Origin of the sequence: Megasphaera sp. DISK 18, assembly GCF_001682955.1 — a bacterium.
Lineage (GTDB): Bacteria > Bacillota > Negativicutes > Veillonellales > Megasphaeraceae > Megasphaera > Megasphaera massiliensis.
On the sequence record NZ_LUGJ01000012.1, the window covers coordinates 17,550 to 34,450 of the forward strand.

General features: G+C 52.5%; 15 protein-coding genes and 1 tRNA gene. 15 read left to right on the forward strand and 1 reads right to left on the reverse strand.

Annotation, left to right across the window (positions count from 1 at the left end; translation table 11 throughout):
- The first annotated feature begins 178 nt into the window (after window positions 1-178).
- The 3 genes from A0U42_RS02705 (at window position 179) to A0U42_RS02715 (ending at window position 2,640) form a co-directional block, all read left to right on the forward strand.
- On the forward strand, window positions 179-1,240 hold the full coding sequence (locus A0U42_RS02705) for a metallophosphoesterase (protein ID WP_141669488.1): 1,062 nt from the start codon (window positions 179-181) through the stop codon (window positions 1,238-1,240).
- A 285-nt stretch (window positions 1,241-1,525) separates the two neighbouring features.
- Window positions 1,526-1,717, forward strand: coding sequence for a hypothetical protein (locus A0U42_RS02710; protein WP_065359767.1), 192 nt, complete (start codon window positions 1,526-1,528; stop codon window positions 1,715-1,717).
- Between the two features lie 698 nt (window positions 1,718-2,415).
- On the forward strand, window positions 2,416-2,640 hold the full coding sequence (locus A0U42_RS02715) for a hypothetical protein (protein WP_065359768.1): 225 nt from the start codon (window positions 2,416-2,418) through the stop codon (window positions 2,638-2,640).
- A gap of 731 nt (window positions 2,641-3,371) precedes the next feature.
- On the opposite strand, the gene A0U42_RS02720 is transcribed toward A0U42_RS02715, so the two are convergent.
- Window positions 3,372-3,455 (reverse strand) — tRNA-Leu (locus A0U42_RS02720).
- Window positions 3,456-3,718: 263 nt separating this feature from the next.
- Here A0U42_RS02720 and A0U42_RS02725 point away from each other — a divergent pair.
- The 12 genes from A0U42_RS02725 (at window position 3,719) to A0U42_RS02780 (ending at window position 16,899) form a co-directional block, all read left to right on the forward strand.
- Complete coding sequence (locus tag A0U42_RS02725) at window positions 3,719-4,333, forward strand: ECF transporter S component (RefSeq protein WP_044503678.1); 615 nt, start codon at window positions 3,719-3,721, stop codon at window positions 4,331-4,333.
- Between the two features lie 177 nt (window positions 4,334-4,510).
- Window positions 4,511-5,551 carry a rod shape-determining protein gene (locus tag A0U42_RS02730; RefSeq protein ID WP_044503679.1) on the forward strand — a complete coding sequence of 347 codons (1,041 nt, stop codon included), beginning with the start codon at window positions 4,511-4,513 and terminating at the stop codon, window positions 5,549-5,551.
- 2 nt (window positions 5,552-5,553) lie between these two features.
- A complete protein-coding gene (gene mreC, locus A0U42_RS02735; RefSeq protein ID WP_044503680.1) occupies window positions 5,554-6,474 on the forward strand; it encodes a rod shape-determining protein MreC in 921 nt (306 codons plus the stop codon).
- On the forward strand, window positions 6,471-6,980 hold the full coding sequence (gene mreD / locus A0U42_RS02740; RefSeq protein ID WP_044503681.1) for a rod shape-determining protein MreD: 510 nt from the start codon (window positions 6,471-6,473) through the stop codon (window positions 6,978-6,980). The genes mreC and mreD overlap by 4 nt, the downstream gene beginning before the upstream one ends.
- Before the next feature lie 19 nt (window positions 6,981-6,999).
- Window positions 7,000-8,880 (forward strand): penicillin-binding protein 2, encoded by a 1,881-nt coding sequence (gene mrdA / locus A0U42_RS02745; RefSeq protein ID WP_065359769.1) that lies wholly within the window; start codon window positions 7,000-7,002, stop codon window positions 8,878-8,880.
- 27 nt (window positions 8,881-8,907) lie between these two features.
- The gene (locus A0U42_RS02750; protein WP_065359770.1) at window positions 8,908-9,738 is read left to right on the forward strand and encodes an AAA family ATPase; all 831 of its coding nucleotides are present in this window, start codon (window positions 8,908-8,910) and stop codon (window positions 9,736-9,738) included.
- Window positions 9,739-9,747: 9 nt separating this feature from the next.
- On the forward strand, window positions 9,748-10,851 hold the full coding sequence (rodA, locus tag A0U42_RS02755) for a rod shape-determining protein RodA (protein WP_044503684.1): 1,104 nt from the start codon (window positions 9,748-9,750) through the stop codon (window positions 10,849-10,851).
- Window positions 10,852-10,874: 23 nt separating this feature from the next.
- Window positions 10,875-12,764 carry a TIGR03960 family B12-binding radical SAM protein gene (locus tag A0U42_RS02760; RefSeq protein ID WP_255304084.1) on the forward strand — a complete coding sequence of 630 codons (1,890 nt, stop codon included), beginning with the start codon at window positions 10,875-10,877 and terminating at the stop codon, window positions 12,762-12,764.
- A complete protein-coding gene (locus tag A0U42_RS02765; RefSeq protein ID WP_065359771.1) occupies window positions 12,739-13,461 on the forward strand; it encodes a TIGR03936 family radical SAM-associated protein in 723 nt (240 codons plus the stop codon). Before A0U42_RS02760 ends, A0U42_RS02765 begins: the two co-directional genes overlap by 26 nt.
- Complete coding sequence (gene cobI / locus A0U42_RS02770; protein WP_083122199.1) at window positions 13,451-14,146, forward strand: precorrin-2 C(20)-methyltransferase; 696 nt, start codon at window positions 13,451-13,453, stop codon at window positions 14,144-14,146. Before A0U42_RS02765 ends, cobI begins: the two co-directional genes overlap by 11 nt.
- A 50-nt stretch (window positions 14,147-14,196) precedes the next feature.
- Window positions 14,197-15,636 carry an Rne/Rng family ribonuclease gene (locus A0U42_RS02775; RefSeq protein WP_044503688.1) on the forward strand — a complete coding sequence of 480 codons (1,440 nt, stop codon included), beginning with the start codon at window positions 14,197-14,199 and terminating at the stop codon, window positions 15,634-15,636.
- 39 nt (window positions 15,637-15,675) lie between these two features.
- A complete protein-coding gene (locus A0U42_RS02780; protein ID WP_065359773.1) occupies window positions 15,676-16,899 on the forward strand; it encodes a hypothetical protein in 1,224 nt (407 codons plus the stop codon).
- The last annotated feature ends 2 nt before the right edge of the window (window positions 16,900-16,901 follow it).

Consider the following 16,901-nt stretch of genomic DNA (forward strand, 5'->3'; position numbering starts at 1 on the left):
TCTTTTATCCCTGACCGAGCGCTATGTGACGGCCTGCACGACGGCCATGAAGGACCTGTAAAAGGCTTTTCTATTTAGTTAAAGATATTGAAAAAATGTGAAGGAGTGAAGATTCATTTTGCTTTGGGGACTTCTGTTCGGCGGGCTGTTTTTGCTGTGCCTCGCCGGGATATACTTTTTGATTTACAGCGTACATAAATTTCGATTCGTATCGGCCCTGTCCCATGGGAACAAAGCCGTAGGCTGGCTGATCAGCACGGCTGTGATTTTGGTGCCCTCGGCCCTCCTTTGGGAAGTCTGGGGTTATATGAATACCGTCATTGTGCTGCTGCACCTGGCCGTGTTCTGGGGCGTTGCGGCCCTGATTCAATGGGGGCTTCAAAAACGTCGAAAGAAACCCTTTCAGGGACATTATGCGGGCCCGGCTGCCATCCTCGTTACCGTCCTTTATCTGGCGGTGGGCTTTGTCCAGGCCAATCATGTCTGGCAGACGGACTACACCGTGACCACGGCAAAACCTGTCGGCTCCCTCCGCGTGGCACTGCTGGCCGATTCCCATGTGGGAACGACCTTTGACGGAGAAGGGCTGGCAGTGTATATGGCACGGATTCAAGAACAGAAACCGGATGTCGTCGTCATTGCCGGTGACTTTGTGGATGAGGGGACCCGTAAGGAAGACATGATTGCCGCCAGTCGTGCGTTGGGCCAAATTGATGCGCCCTACGGTGTTTATTATGTCTTTGGCAACCATGACAAGGGACGCTATGCAAAGGGGCAGCGCGGATACGACGGAGATGACCTCATTGCCGAACTGCAAAAGAACGGCGTGACTGTATTGCAGGACCAAAGCGTCTTGATTGACGACCGCTTTTATCTGGTCGGGCGGCAGGATGCTTCGGAGGAAAAAGATTTCGGCGGCAGTCGTGCTGCTATTGCCGACTTGACAAAGAACCTGGACAAAGATAAATATACCATCGTCCTCGACCATCAGCCGAGTGATTATGAGGCCGAGGCCGCCGCCGGCGTAGACTTAGTCCTGTCCGGCCATACCCACGGCGGACAACTGATCCCCATGGGGCAGCTCATGCGCTGGTTCCATATCGGAGGGGATAATGTCTATGGCTTTGAGCAGCGGGGAAACACGAATTTCATCGTGACCTCCGGCATTTCCGATTGGGCCATGAAATTCAAGACCGGGACCCGATCAGAATATGTGCTCATCGATGTTCAAGGAAAATGATGTGAAAAAGAAAAATACATCGACCCGAATACGGGCAGCAAGACATATAGACAAAACAAGAGCCCCGCGTTGATGTGATCCCAAAAAGTTAGACCTACCACCGTAACAGCAATGTTGCGGTGGTTTTTCTATGCAGCAGGATGGCGAAGTCGGCATTCTACCGGCTGCACAGGTGTTTATGATGTATCATTAATGTTCTATATTTATTATTAATATTTTTTCATTAATGAACATAGCATGGATTTTTATAGTATACTTAAGGTAATTCAAAAGGAGATGTTGCCTATGCCGGGAAATGTAACCGGACCCTTTATGTGTGGCGGGACGCCGCCGAATTATAAGTACTGCCCGACTTGTGTATTTGCGGAAGGAAACCCCTTATTAGGTACTTGCATGATGTATCCGGGAGGGATGATGCTCAAGCCGAATCATGTGTATAACGGTAAGCCTTGCGAATGGTATCAGAAGATAGAATGAAAGCATTCGCCATGAATAGAGCGTATTCTGACGTTAGACGTAGTGCTTTCGCTTTTGGAGACCGTTTAGAGAGGCTATACTGCCTTTGTTTTGTGAACGGGACGGGCTTATGGACAGAAAGGAGTGGTGCCTATGCCGGGAAATGTGACAGGACCTTTTATGTGCGGCTGTACGCCACCGGATTATAAGTACTGCCCGACTTGTGTATTTGCAGAAGGGAAGCCTTTATTGAGTACCTGCATGATGTACCCGGGTACGTCGATAAAGCCGAAAGTAGTGGATGAAGGCGGGCCCTGCGAATGGTATATGAAGATAGAATAGAAGAATTTATCATGAATGGAGATGCTGCCTATGCCGGGAAATGTGACCGGTCCCTTTATGTGCGGCTGTACGTTGCCGGATTATAAGTACTGCCCAACTTGTGCATTGGCAGAAGGGAAACCATTGATTAGTACTTGCATCATCTACCCGGATCCTTATGGGAAGCCAAAAGAGGTTGATGAAGGCGGGCCCTGTCAATGGTATCTGAAAATAGAATAAAGCACGTATAACATGAAACGCTTTCTTCACGCTGGAAATGCGGCGGTGAAGAGACTTTTCTCAGGCAGTAAAGGGAATTTTGACTTTTGCCGAATCGATAATAGGCTTATAACGAATCATGAGCGTGTTTTTCACAACGATTAAAATAAGGTGATGATATGTCGTTAGATCGTGTAAATGCATATGTAAAAGAAAAGGGATTTGATGCAGCTAAAAAAACGGGGACCTGGAAGGATTATACGGTATACACCGCTTTCTTTAAAGACAAGGATGGAAAGTCTATACCAACCGGACTCCCAATCTTGGTATTAGAGAAAAATGGCACTTTAAAGTGGGTAACCGGGATAAAAGTTTTCAGTATTCTTGATGAAATTTTTCATTAGGCAAGGCAGCCTAAAAAACGTTATGCATAATATGATCGTATCAGAAGCGGGAAAAGCGAATGTGGTCCGGTTGGGACATAATAAAGAAAGAACCAGTATCAAGCGGTACATCCGGAAACGACTCTGAAATAGGAGAAGTGGACCGGCCAGCACTTCATACTGATTCTTATAAAAGCAGTATAAGACGTCGTTTTCAACGTGTCAATGACGATGCATAACAGCCCTCTGTCGATTCTAAAGGCCATTCACGGATTATTTTTTTTGAATGGCGATGATAATTTGGCGAATTTGAAAAAAGTAACGGCAGCTTATGGGCAATAGAGGAAAACCATGAAGCTCTTTGCAGACAGCCCCTTATGGATTCCCTCAAGAAGGGATTTCATGAGCGGACAGATTCGGTTCAGGAATTGACTCGTTAAATCATGAGACAAGAAAAAAGTGAACCGGATCAAAAGATAGCTATATTGGGAGGCCGTTCACTTACGGATAATAAGCCTGATTAAAATGGGTCAATATATAATATGGTAATATAAGGAGCGGATACCCGTCTCAAGATGCAGCAGACGGATATCCGTTTTTTTTCCATGAGTGGGAGAGCGATTTTAAGGGGGTAAGAGCATCGATAGCGGCTATATATTTTAGACGATGATGTCAAAATGATGTCAAAGACACCGAATTTTATGATGGCAATAAAAAAAGACAACCACGCTCAAACGGCATGGTTGTCCTATTGGTGCGAGTGAAGGGACTTGAACCCTTACGTCGTAAGACGCCAGATCCTAAGTCTGGTGCGTCTGCCATTCCGCCACACTCGCAAGTACCCGTCCATTTTATCACGTTTTTTGGCTGTCGGTCAACTGAAAATTGTCTCTTCCGGAGATATTCGTGCAAAAATTCACAATATTTGAAAAACCTATTGTCAAGGCTTGCCCAGTGTGCTATACTACGCATGACACAAAGGCAGGTCCTTCTTTAACGTCGGATGGGTACCGGAATCGGACTGATACTGGCGGAGGCCGGCCGTGTTTTTATATGCGCGACTTGTATCTTGGAGAAAGAACGAGAACGGGGGAGTATCATGGTACATCAAAAGGCACCGGGCCAGCAGACGTTTTTGTCGATTCGTCAGTTGACCATTGCCGCTTTTTTATCGGCTATTACGATTTTTTTGGGAATTACCGGGTACGGATTCATTCCGCTGGTCATCATGAATGCGACGATTCTTCATATTCCTACGATTATCGGCAGCCTGTCGGCAGGCCGTAAGGTCGGGATGATCGTCGGCTTTATGTTTGGGATTTTTTCCTTTATCCGTTCCTTGCAGGCACCGAGTGCACTGCTCTTGTTTGCCGTGCAGTACAACGTCATTGCCGACGCCTTTATTTGTATTGTACCGCGAATTCTTATCGGCCTCATTGCTTATGAATTGTACCGTCATTTGAAGACGCGCGAAGTGGTGCGCGTGGCTGTGACGGCTGTCGTGACGACGGTGATCCATACGGTTCTCTTCCTGGGTTCCTTTACGGCCCTCGTCGGTGTTCCTTATGCCGAAGCTCAAGGGATTCCCTTCATGAACGTCATTAACATCATGCTCGGCATTACGGCTGTCAACGGAATTCCCGAAGCCGTCGTTTCCGGCCTGATTGTTACGCCCATTGTCATGGCCCTCCAGCGTGCCGGGTTAAAGGCGTAGTAACAGCAAAATATAAGGGTTATGAATCAAACGGGGCTGTCCCCCAAAGGGCGGTCCCGTTTCTCTATTCTATGGAAATTTGCTAATGCGAAAGTTTGCGCTATGTGGTAAAATAAGCAATGAATGGCTGTTTACGTATGACAGCATATATGAAAGGAATAGAAGGGATTATTTGTTATGGCTTCGATTTTTTCTCCATTAACTAAAAATATAGGCATCGATTTAGGGACGTCTACGGTCCAGGTCTATGTGGAAGGCCGGGGCGTCGTCTTGTCTGAGCCGTCGGTCATGGCAACGGACGAGCGAAACAGCAAGATGATTGCCGTCGGAAGGTCGGCAGAGGACCTCTTGTCTCGGTCGCCGGAGACGGTTAAGCTCCATCGGCCGCTCGTACACGGCGTCATTGCCGATTACAGTGTAACGCGGACGATGCTGGGCTATATCCTCAGCAAGTGTGTCCGCAGCGTTCAGCGGCTGCGCATCATGATCGGCGTGCCGTCGGCGGCTTCAAACGTCGAAAAAAGAGCCGTTATGGAAGCGGTGTATCAGGCCGGTGCCAAAGAAGCCTTCGTCATTGAAACGGCGGCAGCGGCGGCGCTCGGTGTTAATTTGCCGGTCTATGATCCGGTTGGCAATATGGTCATCGATATCGGCGGCGGTACGACCAATGTGGCCATGCTGTCTCTCGGCGGCATCGTCGTCTCCAAGTCACTTCACTTGGGAAGCCTTGATTTCAATGCGGCTATCCGCGACTATCTGCGCTACCAGTACGACGTCGTCACCGACGATACGACCATTGAAGAGATGAAGGTTACTAATGGTTCGGCCGTCCTGCCCCTTGAAGATAGGGGCTATTATTTCCTGGCCCGCGGTCTCGATGACGGGCTTCAGCGTGAAGTGGCCGTCAAGTCGAGTGAACTCTATCATGTCATCGGTAAGCCTTTAGTGAAGATCCTCGACGTCGTCAAAGACGTCCTTCGCGAGACCCCGCCCGAGCTTGCTGCCGACATTATGGAACACGGCATCGTCCTCACCGGCGGCGGCGCCAAGCTCAAAGGGATGGATCAGTTCTTTACGCAAGAATTGGGCGTTCCCGTCCTGATGGCAGCCGATCCGGAACTGGCCGTTGCCAGGGGCACGGGGATTGCCATCAACGATCGTGATAAGTTATCGGCCCTCATTGAAGGGGCGCAGCGCATATATAGGAGGAGATTTTAAAATTGTTTTCGTTCGGTAAAAGAAGCGTCGTCTTCGTACTCGTCTTATTCATCATCATTGCTGTCGTAGGCTGGGCTTGGCGCCAGCGCGATTCCCTGCCTTTTATTACGAAGCCTCTGATGACGATCATGTCGCCTTTTGAATATGGGGCCAGCAGCATCATGAATGTCCTCGCTTCCAATATTCACATCGTCGACGTCAGTTTGAAGAACCGCATTGAATGGGAATCGCTGGAAAAAGAAAATGCCGACCTGAAAAGCCGGACCGTCGACTACGATGAAGTCGTCGCTGAAAATGACCGCCTGCGGGCGCTCCTCGACTTTAAATCGAGCCATAACCAGTATCAACTGTTGGCAGGCTCGGTCATTTCCCGTGATTACGGTACTTGGACCAATACCATGATCATCGACGTCGGCAGCGGCGAAGGCGTTGAAAAGAATATGCCCGTCATTACGCCGGCCGGTGTCGTCGGCTTCATTAGCGACGTCTATCCTCATTCGTCGCGGGTACAGCTCATGACCGACCCCCGGACCAGTATCGGGGCCATCGTTCAGCGGCCGGAATCGCGGGTATCGTCAGTCGTACGCGGCAACGGCAATGTGCCGACGGAACCGCAGTTCGTCAATATCGCCAAAGATGCCGATATCCTTGAAGGGGATACCTTGGTCACGTCGGGCTTCGGCTCCATTTATCCGAAGGGACTCTATATCGGCACCATCGTATCGATCCATCAGAATGAAAATGATTTCGTAAAATATGCCGTCATTCGTCCCGGCGTCGATTTCTCGAAATTAGAAGAAGTCTTCGTCATCTTGAAATCGGCCGATACCGGCTCTTATGAAAAACCGGACGTCACGCCGAAACTCGTTCCGCAGACGAATCGCGACAAGGTGGAAGGCATTAAAGGAGCCGCTGCGTTATGAAGAAATTGAACTGCATCATCACAGCCTTCATCGTCTTTATCCTGCAGGCTGCGGTCTTGCCTTTTATCTTTAACGGTGTAAGCCAGCCCAATCTGATCTTCGTCTTCGTCGTCCTCATGGGCCTCCATCACGGCCAGCGCGTCGGCATTGCAACGGCTCTCTTGGGCGGTTTTTGCCAGGACGTCATCATCGGCAATTTCTTTGGCCTGCACCTCTTGGTGTATCTCATTGTCACCCTTGTTTGCAGCTATCTCGGCCGCAACATCGATAAGGATCAGTGGATCTTGACCCTGCTCATCGTCCTCGGGGCGACGGAAGCCGGTCTCATCCTGACCTGCGGCTTTCTGTTTCTGGCCGGCCAGTACATCAATGTGGCGGCGTACTTATTGGAATTCAGTATACCCGTACTCGTTTATCACGGAATCTTGGCCTTGCCCGTGGACCATGTCGTCTGGCGCCTGCGCCGGTCCGACACCTTTTATGGCTTTCCGGGCTATCGCTGGTAACTAAAGGAGACACAGATACATGCTTGAAGCGTTATTAAAAAAGAAAAATCAAGACGGCCGCTTCCGGTATCTTTACTGGGTGGTCATTGCGATTTTTGTGATTCTCGTCAGCCGGCTTATCTATTTACAACTTTTTGCCGGTGAATATTATCATTCCCTGGCCGAAGGGAACCGCCTGCGGGCCATCCCCATTGCCGCCATGCGCGGCATCATGTATGACCGCAACGGCCAGATTCTGGTCGGGTCCCGGCCCAGTTTCATGGCGACCTATGTACCGCCGAAGGGCGGCATGAGCGACGAGGAACTGGCCAAGTTAGCCGGTATCCTCAACGTGCCGGAAGACAAGCTGCGCGATAAGATTCAAAAGGTAAAGAGTTCTTACGTGCCGACAGTCCTGGCCAATGATTTGACGCAGGATATTGTCACGAAAATCGAAGAACAGCGCAACGACTTGCCCGGCGTTTCTGTCGAAGTCCAGCCGATTCGCTATTATCCCTATAAAACGATGGCGGCACAGGTTTTCGGCTACGTCGGTCAAATCGACGAAGAAGATGCCAAACGGCTCGAAGGGGTGGAAGGCGTCTCCAATATTACCCAAATCGGGCGGGCCGGCCTTGAAGCCTATTACGACGATCTCCTGCGAGGTCAGGACGGCGGCCGTCAGGTCGAAGTCGATGCGGCCGGCAGTCCGGTCACGGAAATGGAACGAAAAGAACCGGTGGCCGGTCACAATATGCACCTGACCTTGGACCTTAATTTACAAGAAGCGACGGAACAGGCTATGGACCGCCAGATTGCCAACGGCGTCGGTACTCACGGCATAGCCGCCGTTGCCATTGACCCCAATACGGGGGCCGTTCTGGCCATGGCCAGCCGACCGGCCTATGACCCCAACTGGTTTACGCGGGGCATTACGGAAAAAGAATGGGCCATGATCAACGATAACCCCAACCATCCTATGGAAAACAGGGTCATTGCCGGTGAATATCCGCCGGGCTCTACCTTTAAGCTCATTACCGGTTCGGCCGCCTTGGAACTCAAAAAAGTTACGCCCGATGAAATGATCTTCGACAGCGGGCGCCACTGGCTCGTCGATATGCGTAACGCCGGCGGCGAAGCCTTGGGCTGGATCAATTTCGTCGAAGCCCTGGCCAAGTCCGATAACGTCTATTTCTATGAAATGGGCCGCCGCGTCGGCATCGACGAATTGGCAAAATACGCCAGCATGTTCGGCATGGGCAAGAAGACCGGAATCGCCCTTCGCGGCGAAGCGACGGGTCTTGTCGCCAGTGAAGAATATAAAATGAAGACCTTCCACGAAGACTGGTACTTAGGGGATACATTTAACTCCGCGATCGGCCAGGGCTTCCAGTTGGTTACGCCCCTTCAGGCGGCGATGATCGTCAGTGAAGTGGCTAACGGCGGGATTCAGTACCGGCCGTTTATCGTCAGCCGTATCGATAATCTCGACGGGACGCCGTATAAGATCTTTGCGCCGGAACAGATAGGGACCTTGTCGGTTTCCAAATCGACGCTGGACCTTGTCCGCGAAGGGATGCGCAACGTTGCGGAAGAATCAGGGACCGCCGGTTCGCTGTTTGCCGGTTTCCCCATCCAGGTCGCCGGTAAAACGGGGACGGCGGAAAACTTCGGCGGTACGGACCACGGTTGGTTCGTCGCCTATGCGCCGTATGAACATCCGCGTATCGTCATTGCCGTATTGGTAGAACAAGGCGGGTTCGGGTCCGTTTCGGCAGGCCCGATTGTCCGTTCCATGCTGGAAGAATTCTTCCACATCGGTACTTATGCCGACGGAGCGAAGAATACAAGCGGCACGCCGGCAGCGTCCAATCAAGGGAGTGCCAATAATGACCAAACGGCTGCCCAAAACAACAACTAAGGATACTTTAAGAAGGGTGGTAATTCCATGTCTCGACTCATCGCGATTGCTTCTGGTAAGGGAGGCGTCGGCAAAACTTTGATTACAGCTTCTCTTTCCGTACTGCTCCAGCGCCGCGGCTATCGGGTGCTGGCTGCCGATGCGGACATGGGACTGCGCAACCTCGATTTGCTTTTTGGCATGGGCGATGCCGTCCGTTACGACGCCAGTCAGGCTGCCCGGGGAAAATGTCTGCCCAGGCAAGCCCTGGTGTCGGTCTGTCCCGGCCTCGACGTCCTGCCGGCCAGTCAGAAGCGGACTTGGGAAAAGGTCGATGTGCCGTCTTTTCACTACGTCTTGGAATCCTTAGCCGGTGAATACGACTACACCTTCGTCGACTGCCCGCCGGGCCGCGATGAGGCCTATCGGGCGGCGACGGCCCTGGCCGACCAGATTCTGTTCGTCGTCGAACCGTCGCCGTCGTCCCTGCACGATGCCGGACGGGTCATGCAGTATTGCACGAAACAGAAACGCTTTCACTACGACGTCATTCTCAATAATTTTTACGCCGACGGTGTCATTTCGGCAGCCTCGGCGAAATCGACGCTTGGCGTAAAGAACGTCGCCGGGATCCTGCCTCACGACGAGGGTATCGATCAGGCGGCCAGTCAGGGCCTGATTCACGAAGCTTCGGATAGACTGCCTTTCATGAAGGCCTTGTCAGCTACGGCGGACTGGCTTGAACAGGGGACGGCTATTGATGAAGTCGGGCTGACAAGCCTGCTGCCGCGGCGCTCTGTCGGAGACGCTGCCGAATCAGGCTTATCGGTGCGGCGCCGCCGGCAGGAATGCCGGAATTGGCGCCATCATCGTCGATAGGAGAGGGAAATGTTTATTAAACGTGAATGGAAGAATTTAGATAAAGTTATGCTCCTGGTGAGCTTTTTCATCGTCTGCATCAGCCTGGCTATTATCGGCAGTGCGACGCATATCAATAAAGGGGCGATCAACTATGATTTCGTCATTAAACAAGGCGTAGCCTTTGTCGTCGATTTCATGATTGTCATCTTTTTCAGCCGCTTTGACTACACCAAGTTAAAGAAGTACGGTAAACCCTTATATGTCATTAACTTACTGATGCTGGTGGCGGTCATGTTCGTCGGCACGTCGGCTCTCGGGGCCCAGCGCTGGATCCAGTTAGGGCCGATTACCCTGCAGCCGTCAGAATTTTCGAAACTCATCATGATCATCTGCACGGCGGCTATTCTCAGCGACCGCGTCGGCCAGCTCAATAAGTGGCGGCAGGTGCTTCCCATCGGCCTTTACGTCGGGATTCCCTTCCTCTTGGTCTTGAAACAGCCTGACCTGGGGACCAGTCTCGTCTTTTTGGCCATTACTTTAGGCATGCTCTTTGTCGGCCGCATCAAGATGTCCCTGTTGCGCAACGTCTTTTTGGCCGGCATCGTCCTGGCACCGGTAGGCTGGCACTTTCTGAAGGACTACCAAAAGTCTCGTATTACGGTATTCCTCAACCCGAATGCCGATCCTTTCGGGGCCGGCTACCACATCATCCAGTCCAAGATCGCCATCGGTTCGGGCATGCTCTTTGGCAAGGGCTTGTTCCAGGGGACGCAGAGCCAATTGAACTTTTTGCCGGAAAATCACACAGACTTCATCTTTTCCGTTATCGGGGAAGAACTGGGATTTTTAGGCTGTATTTTTCTCTTGTTCCTCTATTTTATCCTCATCTACCGGGGTATCATGATTGCCAAGGAATGTAAGGATACCTTCGGCATGATGCTGGCCACCGGCGTCGTATCCATGTGGGCCTTCCAGATCCTGGTCAATGTCGGCATGACCTGCGGCATTATGCCGGTCACGGGGATTCCGCTGCCTTTCATGAGTTACGGCGTCAGCGCCTTGACGACGAATATGATGGGCATGGGTATTTTATTGAGTATTTACATGCGTCAGCAGACGATGATCTTTTAGCGATTCCTGAAGGAGGAAATGAATTGTCACATCCTGTGGAGATAGATCCGATTTTATTGAGCAAAGTCAGTAAACCGGCCCGCTACGTCGGCGGGGAATGGAACAGCGTCGTAAAAGACCACGACCGGGTCAAACTGACCGTTGCTTACTGTTTTCCCGACGTGTATGAAGTGGCCATGAGCCACTTAGGCCTGCGCATCCTCTATGCCCTGCTCAACGAACGGCCCGATGTGGCTGCCGAGAGGGTCTATGCGCCTTGGCCGGATATGGAAGACCTCATGCGGACCAAAGGCTACCCGCTTTTTTCGTTGGAAACGAAGACGCCTGTCCGCGATTTCGACATGGTCGGCTTTACCCTTCAATATGAAATGAGTTTTACCAACATCCTCAATATGCTCGATCTGGCCGGAATGCCGATTTTTTCCAAAGACCGCGGCGACGATATGCCCTTAGTGGCCGCCGGCGGTCCTTGTGCGTATAATGCAGAACCCTTGGCCGATTACATCGATATCTTCTTCCTCGGCGAATCGGAAGAATCGACACAGCTCTTGGCCGATACGATCATCGCCTGGAAAGAAGGCGGAAAGCCCGGCGGTAAGAAGGGCCTCTTGAAACAATTGGCCAAACAGCCGGGAAACTACGTCCCGTCCTTCTACGACGCCGAGTACGACGAAGAGGGGAACTTCAAAGCCCTGGTGCCGACGGAACCGGAAGCTAAGGCCGAAATCGAAAAATGTGTCGTCGCCGACGTGGAACACGTCTTTTTCCCGACCAAACCGATTGTTCCCAACATCGACATCGTCCATAACCGGGCCGTTCTCGAACTCTTCCGCGGCTGCAGCCGGGGCTGCCGTTTCTGTCAGGCCGGCATGCTCTACCGTCCCATTCGGGAAAAGACGCCGGAACAGTTGGTAAAACTGGCCAAAGACATCGTGTCCAACTCGGGCTACGATGAAATTTCTCTCATGAGCCTGAGTTCGGCCGACTATTCCTGTCTGCCCGAACTGGTCGATCAGCTCCTCGACGCCTTTAAGGGCCAGAAGGTCAGCGTCAGCCTGCCGTCGCTCCGCGTCGACAGCTTTTCCGTCGACATCGCCAAGAAGGTCCAGCAGGTCCGTAAGAGCGGCCTGACCTTTGCTCCTGAAGCGGGGACGCAGCGCCTGCGCGACGTCATCAACAAGGGCGTCACTGAAGAAGATCTCCTCTCGGCCTGCGAGAATGCCTTCCAAAACGGCTGGTCGACGGTAAAGCTCTACTTCATGATGGGCCTTCCGACGGAAACGGATGAAGACTTGGCCGGCATTGCCGATCTCGCCTATAAAGTGTTGAACTTATACCGATCTGTTACCCATAAGAATAACGGCAAGGTGACGGTCTCGGTTTCGAGTTTCGTACCCAAATCGCACACGTCCTTCCAGTGGTTCGGACAGCTTCCCATTGAGGAAATCGAACGCAAACAGCAATACATCAAGGGACTCATTCGCGACAAACACATTTCCTACCACTACCACGACGCCAAGACGGGCCGCTTAGAAGCCACCTTTGCCCGCGGTGACCGCCGCATGGGGAAGGTCCTCTACGAAGCTTGGAAACTGGGTTGTAAATTCGATGGCTGGACGGAAATGTTCGATTATGACCGCTGGATGAAGGCCTTTGAATTGGCCGGCATCGATCCTGATTACTATGCGGCCAGAAACCGCAGCCTCGATGAGGCCTTGCCCTGGGATCACCTGACCAGCGGAGCTGCGAAAAATTATTTGAAGCAGGAATGGAGAAGGGCCGAACGAGCCGAACTGACCCATGACTGCCGCCGTCTGTCCTGTACGGGCTGCGGTGTCTGCTCCAATTTGGGCGTTTCGATTATCGATAGAAAGGCAGGGGACGCTCATGGCAAGAATACGTTTAGCTGTTAAGAAAGACGGGGCCCTGCAGTTTTTATCGCACCTCGACTTTGCCCGGGCCGTGCGCTACGTCATCATCAGGGCTAAGCTTCCCATTTGTTATTCCGAAGGCTTCAACCCCCATATGAAACTCAGTTTTGCCTCGGCCCTCGGCGTCGGTGTGTCGGCCGATATTGAATATCTCGACATGGAACTTGCCGAAAAGATTCCCGTTTCCGACGTCATGGAACGGATGAACGCCATGTCGCCCCAAGGTTTTGCCGTCCTCGACGGCCGCTATGTCGACCCTAAGGCGCCTAAATTGATGGCCATTGCCAATTACGCTGTCTATACCCTGCGGGGGCCTTTGAAGGAAGACCTCAGCCAAGACGGCTTGAATGCCATTTTGCAGCGCTTCAACGAGGCCCCGTCGGTCCTCTATGAAAAGGTGTCCCATAAGGGAAAGCATCGCGTGCGCACCATCGAAGTCAAAAATCACGTCATCGACGCCATTCATGGGAATGTCAAAGATGGCGACGTCTATCTGACCGTCGGCATCTATCAGACGAGTGAAGGGGCCATCAAGCCCATTCAGGTTTGGGAAGTCCTTGAAAAAGACTTTGGCCTTCCCGTCCATGCCGATATGATGCTGGCCCGGCGGACGGGGATCTTCGTTCGCAGAGACGATGGCAAGACGGCGTCTCTTTTTGAGGGCTATGATGAAAGGTAAACTGTACTGCGTCGGCATCGGCCCGGGGGACCCGGAGCTGTTGACCTTAAAGGCGCTGAAAACCATCGGGGCTTGTCCCGTCTTGGCCGTTCCCAAGAGCGGCAGCGGCCCTTTGACGGCCAAAGATATCTTGCTTAAAGCCTTGGACGGCAGCGATCTCAGCCTGTCCGAGAAAAAAGTCCTCACCTTAGATTTTCCCATGACCCGTAATGATGAAGTCCTGGCCGGGGCTCATGAAAAAGCGGCTCAATCGATTCAATCTGAACTCGATGAAGGCCGGGACGTGGCCCTCATTACCCTGGGCTGCCCGACGGTCTATGCGACCAGTATTTACGTTCACCGCCTCGTTCGGGACGCCGGCTATGAAACGGCTATCGTCCCCGGTGTGCCCAGCTTCTGTGCCGTGGCCGCTAAATTGCAGCAGCCGTTGTGCGAAAAAGACGAGGCCTTACTGATCATTCCCGGCAACCATAAAAACCGCCGGCAGCTGCTGGCTCTCCCGGGCAGTAAGGTCATCATGAAACCGTCGGGGAAATTGGGCCCCATCCAGGATGAACTGAAGGAATTGGGCCTCCTCGAGCGGACGGCTATGATCGAGCGCTGCGGACTTTCCGGCGAGAAAATATATGAACAGGCTGCCGATGCAGAAGAGACCGGGTATTTCGCCGTCTTATTGGTGAAATAATCGGCCTTAGAAGGACGTTTCGGCAGCCATTTACAAGGAGGAGTGACACGATGAAAACGATCGTTGGCAATGTCATGCCCGAAGAAACGCGCATGGCTATCCTCGAAGATGGTCGTCTTCGCGATTTCGCGGTGGAACGCGACGATGACATGCATATCGTCAATCATATCTATAAAGGCACAATCCAAAATATTCTGCCGTCCCTTCAGGCTGCCTTCGTCAATATCGGCCGCCGTAAAAATGCTTTTATCTATATGGGGGATATGTTTCCTCGAGCGGCGACGAAAGAAGAAATCCAGCAGATGCATCTGTCTGTCGGCCAGTCGGTCTTAGTCCAGGTCATCAAGGACGAACAGGGCTCGAAAGGACCGAAGGCGACGGCCAATGTCAGTTTGGCCGGCCGTTATGCTGTATTGATGCCGACCGTCGACTACATCGGCGTATCGAAAAAAATCCGCGATGAACAGGAGCGGGACCGCCTGCGCGACATCGTGTCTGAAATAAAGCCGGACGGCATGGGCCTTATCATTCGCACCGTCGCCAAGGGCGTATCACGGGAAGAACTCTTAGGCGACCTTCAGTATTTGCTGCGGACGTGGGACAGTATCCGACAGCGTTATGCCCTGGCTAAGAAGCCGACCCTCTTGTACCGCGAAGCCGATTTGGTCATGCGCATGGTCCGCGACCATTTTACGGCCGACGTCAAACAAGTCGTCGTCGACAGCCGTGAAGCCTATGAACGCATCTGTCAGGTCTTTCCCGGTTCGCAGTGGCAAAGCCGTATCCGCCTCTACGAAGGGGACGAGCCGGTTTTTGAACACTATGGCATCGAAGAAGGTCTCAAAGGCCTGATGTCACGCATCGTACCTCTGCCGTCGGGGGGCAACTTGGTCATCGATCATACGGAAGCCTTGACCGTCATCGACGTCAACAGCAGCAAGTATACGGGCAACGGGACGACCCTTCAGGATACGATTTTTCACGTCAATAAAGAAGCGGCTATCGAAATCGCTCGCCAACTGCGCCTGCGCGATATCGGCGGCATCATCATCATCGACTTCATCGACATGGCCCAGCCTTTGAAACGCGATGAAATTTTGCAGATTTTGATCCGTGAAACGGCTATGGACTGCACCAAGACCCGGGTTCTCGGCATGACGGCCTTGAACCTCGTCGAAATCACCCGCAAAAAAGCCCGCCAAAGCTTGTACCAAGTACAGTTCGATCCTTGCGACGTCTGCGGCGGATCGGGATACCTCTATTCGGCCGAAACGGTGGTCCTGCAAATCATCCGCCGCCTGCGTCATATGGCGGCGAATCACCAGCTTCGCGGCGACGTCCTCATCGAAGCCCATCCGGACGTCTTGGCCCTCTTAAAGGATAAGAAGCGCAAGGCCGAATGGGAGCGGGAATTGAAGCGGACCCTCTATTTTGAAGCCTCAGATCATCCCAATCGGGAAGTATTCTCTATTTTATCGTATGCACCGTGATAAAAAGCGGGCTTAGACGACCTAAAAGGAGGGAAGGCCATGTTTGGGAAAAAAGTATTCATCCTATCGCTTTGCTTCGTGCTGACGGCCTTGTCGGTTCTGGCGTCGTCGCCGCAGGAAGGATATGAACAGGCACGCCGAGAAGTCCTGTCAGCTTGGCTGTCTATGGCCTCTTATGACGATAAGCCCGGTGAAGCTGCCCGTCAGGAATTGATCCGCCGCGGTTGGGATATTGACTCTCGGATACAAAAAGACGATAAGTCCGAGTCGAAATTTAGCCTGGCTCGTAAGGGCAGGGACACGTTCGTCGCCGTCACAGGGACGGAAAGTTTGGCTGACGTCAAATCCGACTTGAATCTCCACTCGATTCCTTATAAAGAGGGGGATACGGGCGATTTGCGGAAAGTCCATGCCGGATTTTCCTATTATACGACGAGCCTCCTCGATACCCCGTATAAGGGGACGACGCTGAAACAGGCTTTAAAAGCCGACGCGGCATCACAAAACGTGACTTTGACCGGCCACAGCCTCGGCGGGGCAGCGGCCCTCTTGGCGGCAGCCCGCCTCTATGATGAAGGCCTGCCGCAGATTCAGGTTGTCACTTTCGGTGCGCCGGCAGTGGGCAATTCAGCCTTTAATGAGACGTATGAACCCCTCCTTCACGTGGACCGTATCGTCATGGCCGGTGATCCCGTGAAGGGCATTTTACAGACCGTCGATGGGACGTACAGCCAATTTTCCAAGGAAACGGTGTGGGACAGTGCGCCGTCGGTGCAGCGCTTTGCCCATGACATTGTCGGCTATGCCGATGCGGCTTTGCGCCGTTATTACGATGCTAAAGGGGCCTATGAAGCCTCTTTGGGGCATCCTTTGGCGGCCGATGAGGCCCGGGCGGCGACTCCTTCCGTTTGGGCCTTGCCGCTGGCCGTGACCGTCGATACCGCTCTTTCCGGCGATGTGCCGTATATGAGGCAGGCTGCCGATGATCAGTTGACCTATCGCATCCATCCCTTATACGGGACTTCTGGAAAATCCTTGGCAGAGAATTTGAAATCGGCTCGGGATAAGGGCTGTGAAGCCGTTTTAGTCCGCCGCCTTACGGGAAAACGAGCGAAGGACAAGGATTATGATTTTGTCATGACCTATGAAGAAGTGTGGTACGATGCCCAGAGTGGTGCCGTCCGTTCGGCTTTTTCCATGACCATGAATACCGAAAAGATGACGCCTGTTCTTTCCCTCCTGGCTATGGCCGGTATGGCCTAGGC

What these genes read in the sequence shown, in the direction of transcription:
- A0U42_RS02730 (WP_044503679.1), top strand. Translation starts at nt 4,511, where the DNA reads ATGGCTTCGATTTTTTCTCCATTAACTAAAAATATAGGCATCGATTTA.
- mrdA (WP_065359769.1), top strand. Translation starts at nt 7,000, where the DNA reads ATGCTTGAAGCGTTATTAAAAAAGAAAAATCAAGACGGCCGCTTCCGG.
- rodA (WP_044503684.1), top strand. Translation starts at nt 9,748, where the DNA reads ATGTTTATTAAACGTGAATGGAAGAATTTAGATAAAGTTATGCTCCTG.
- cobI (WP_083122199.1), top strand. Translation starts at nt 13,451, where the DNA reads ATGAAAGGTAAACTGTACTGCGTCGGCATCGGCCCGGGGGACCCGGAG.
- A0U42_RS02710 (WP_065359767.1), top strand. Translation starts at nt 1,526, where the DNA reads ATGCCGGGAAATGTAACCGGACCCTTTATGTGTGGCGGGACGCCGCCG.
- A0U42_RS02750 (WP_065359770.1), top strand. Translation starts at nt 8,908, where the DNA reads ATGTCTCGACTCATCGCGATTGCTTCTGGTAAGGGAGGCGTCGGCAAA.
- A0U42_RS02765 (WP_065359771.1), top strand. Translation starts at nt 12,739, where the DNA reads ATGGCAAGAATACGTTTAGCTGTTAAGAAAGACGGGGCCCTGCAGTTT.
- mreD (WP_044503681.1), top strand. Translation starts at nt 6,471, where the DNA reads ATGAAGAAATTGAACTGCATCATCACAGCCTTCATCGTCTTTATCCTG.
- A0U42_RS02725 (WP_044503678.1), top strand. Translation starts at nt 3,719, where the DNA reads ATGGTACATCAAAAGGCACCGGGCCAGCAGACGTTTTTGTCGATTCGT.
- A0U42_RS02775 (WP_044503688.1), top strand. Translation starts at nt 14,197, where the DNA reads ATGAAAACGATCGTTGGCAATGTCATGCCCGAAGAAACGCGCATGGCT.
- A0U42_RS02780 (WP_065359773.1), top strand. Translation starts at nt 15,676, where the DNA reads ATGTTTGGGAAAAAAGTATTCATCCTATCGCTTTGCTTCGTGCTGACG.
- A0U42_RS02715 (WP_065359768.1), top strand. Translation starts at nt 2,416, where the DNA reads ATGTCGTTAGATCGTGTAAATGCATATGTAAAAGAAAAGGGATTTGAT.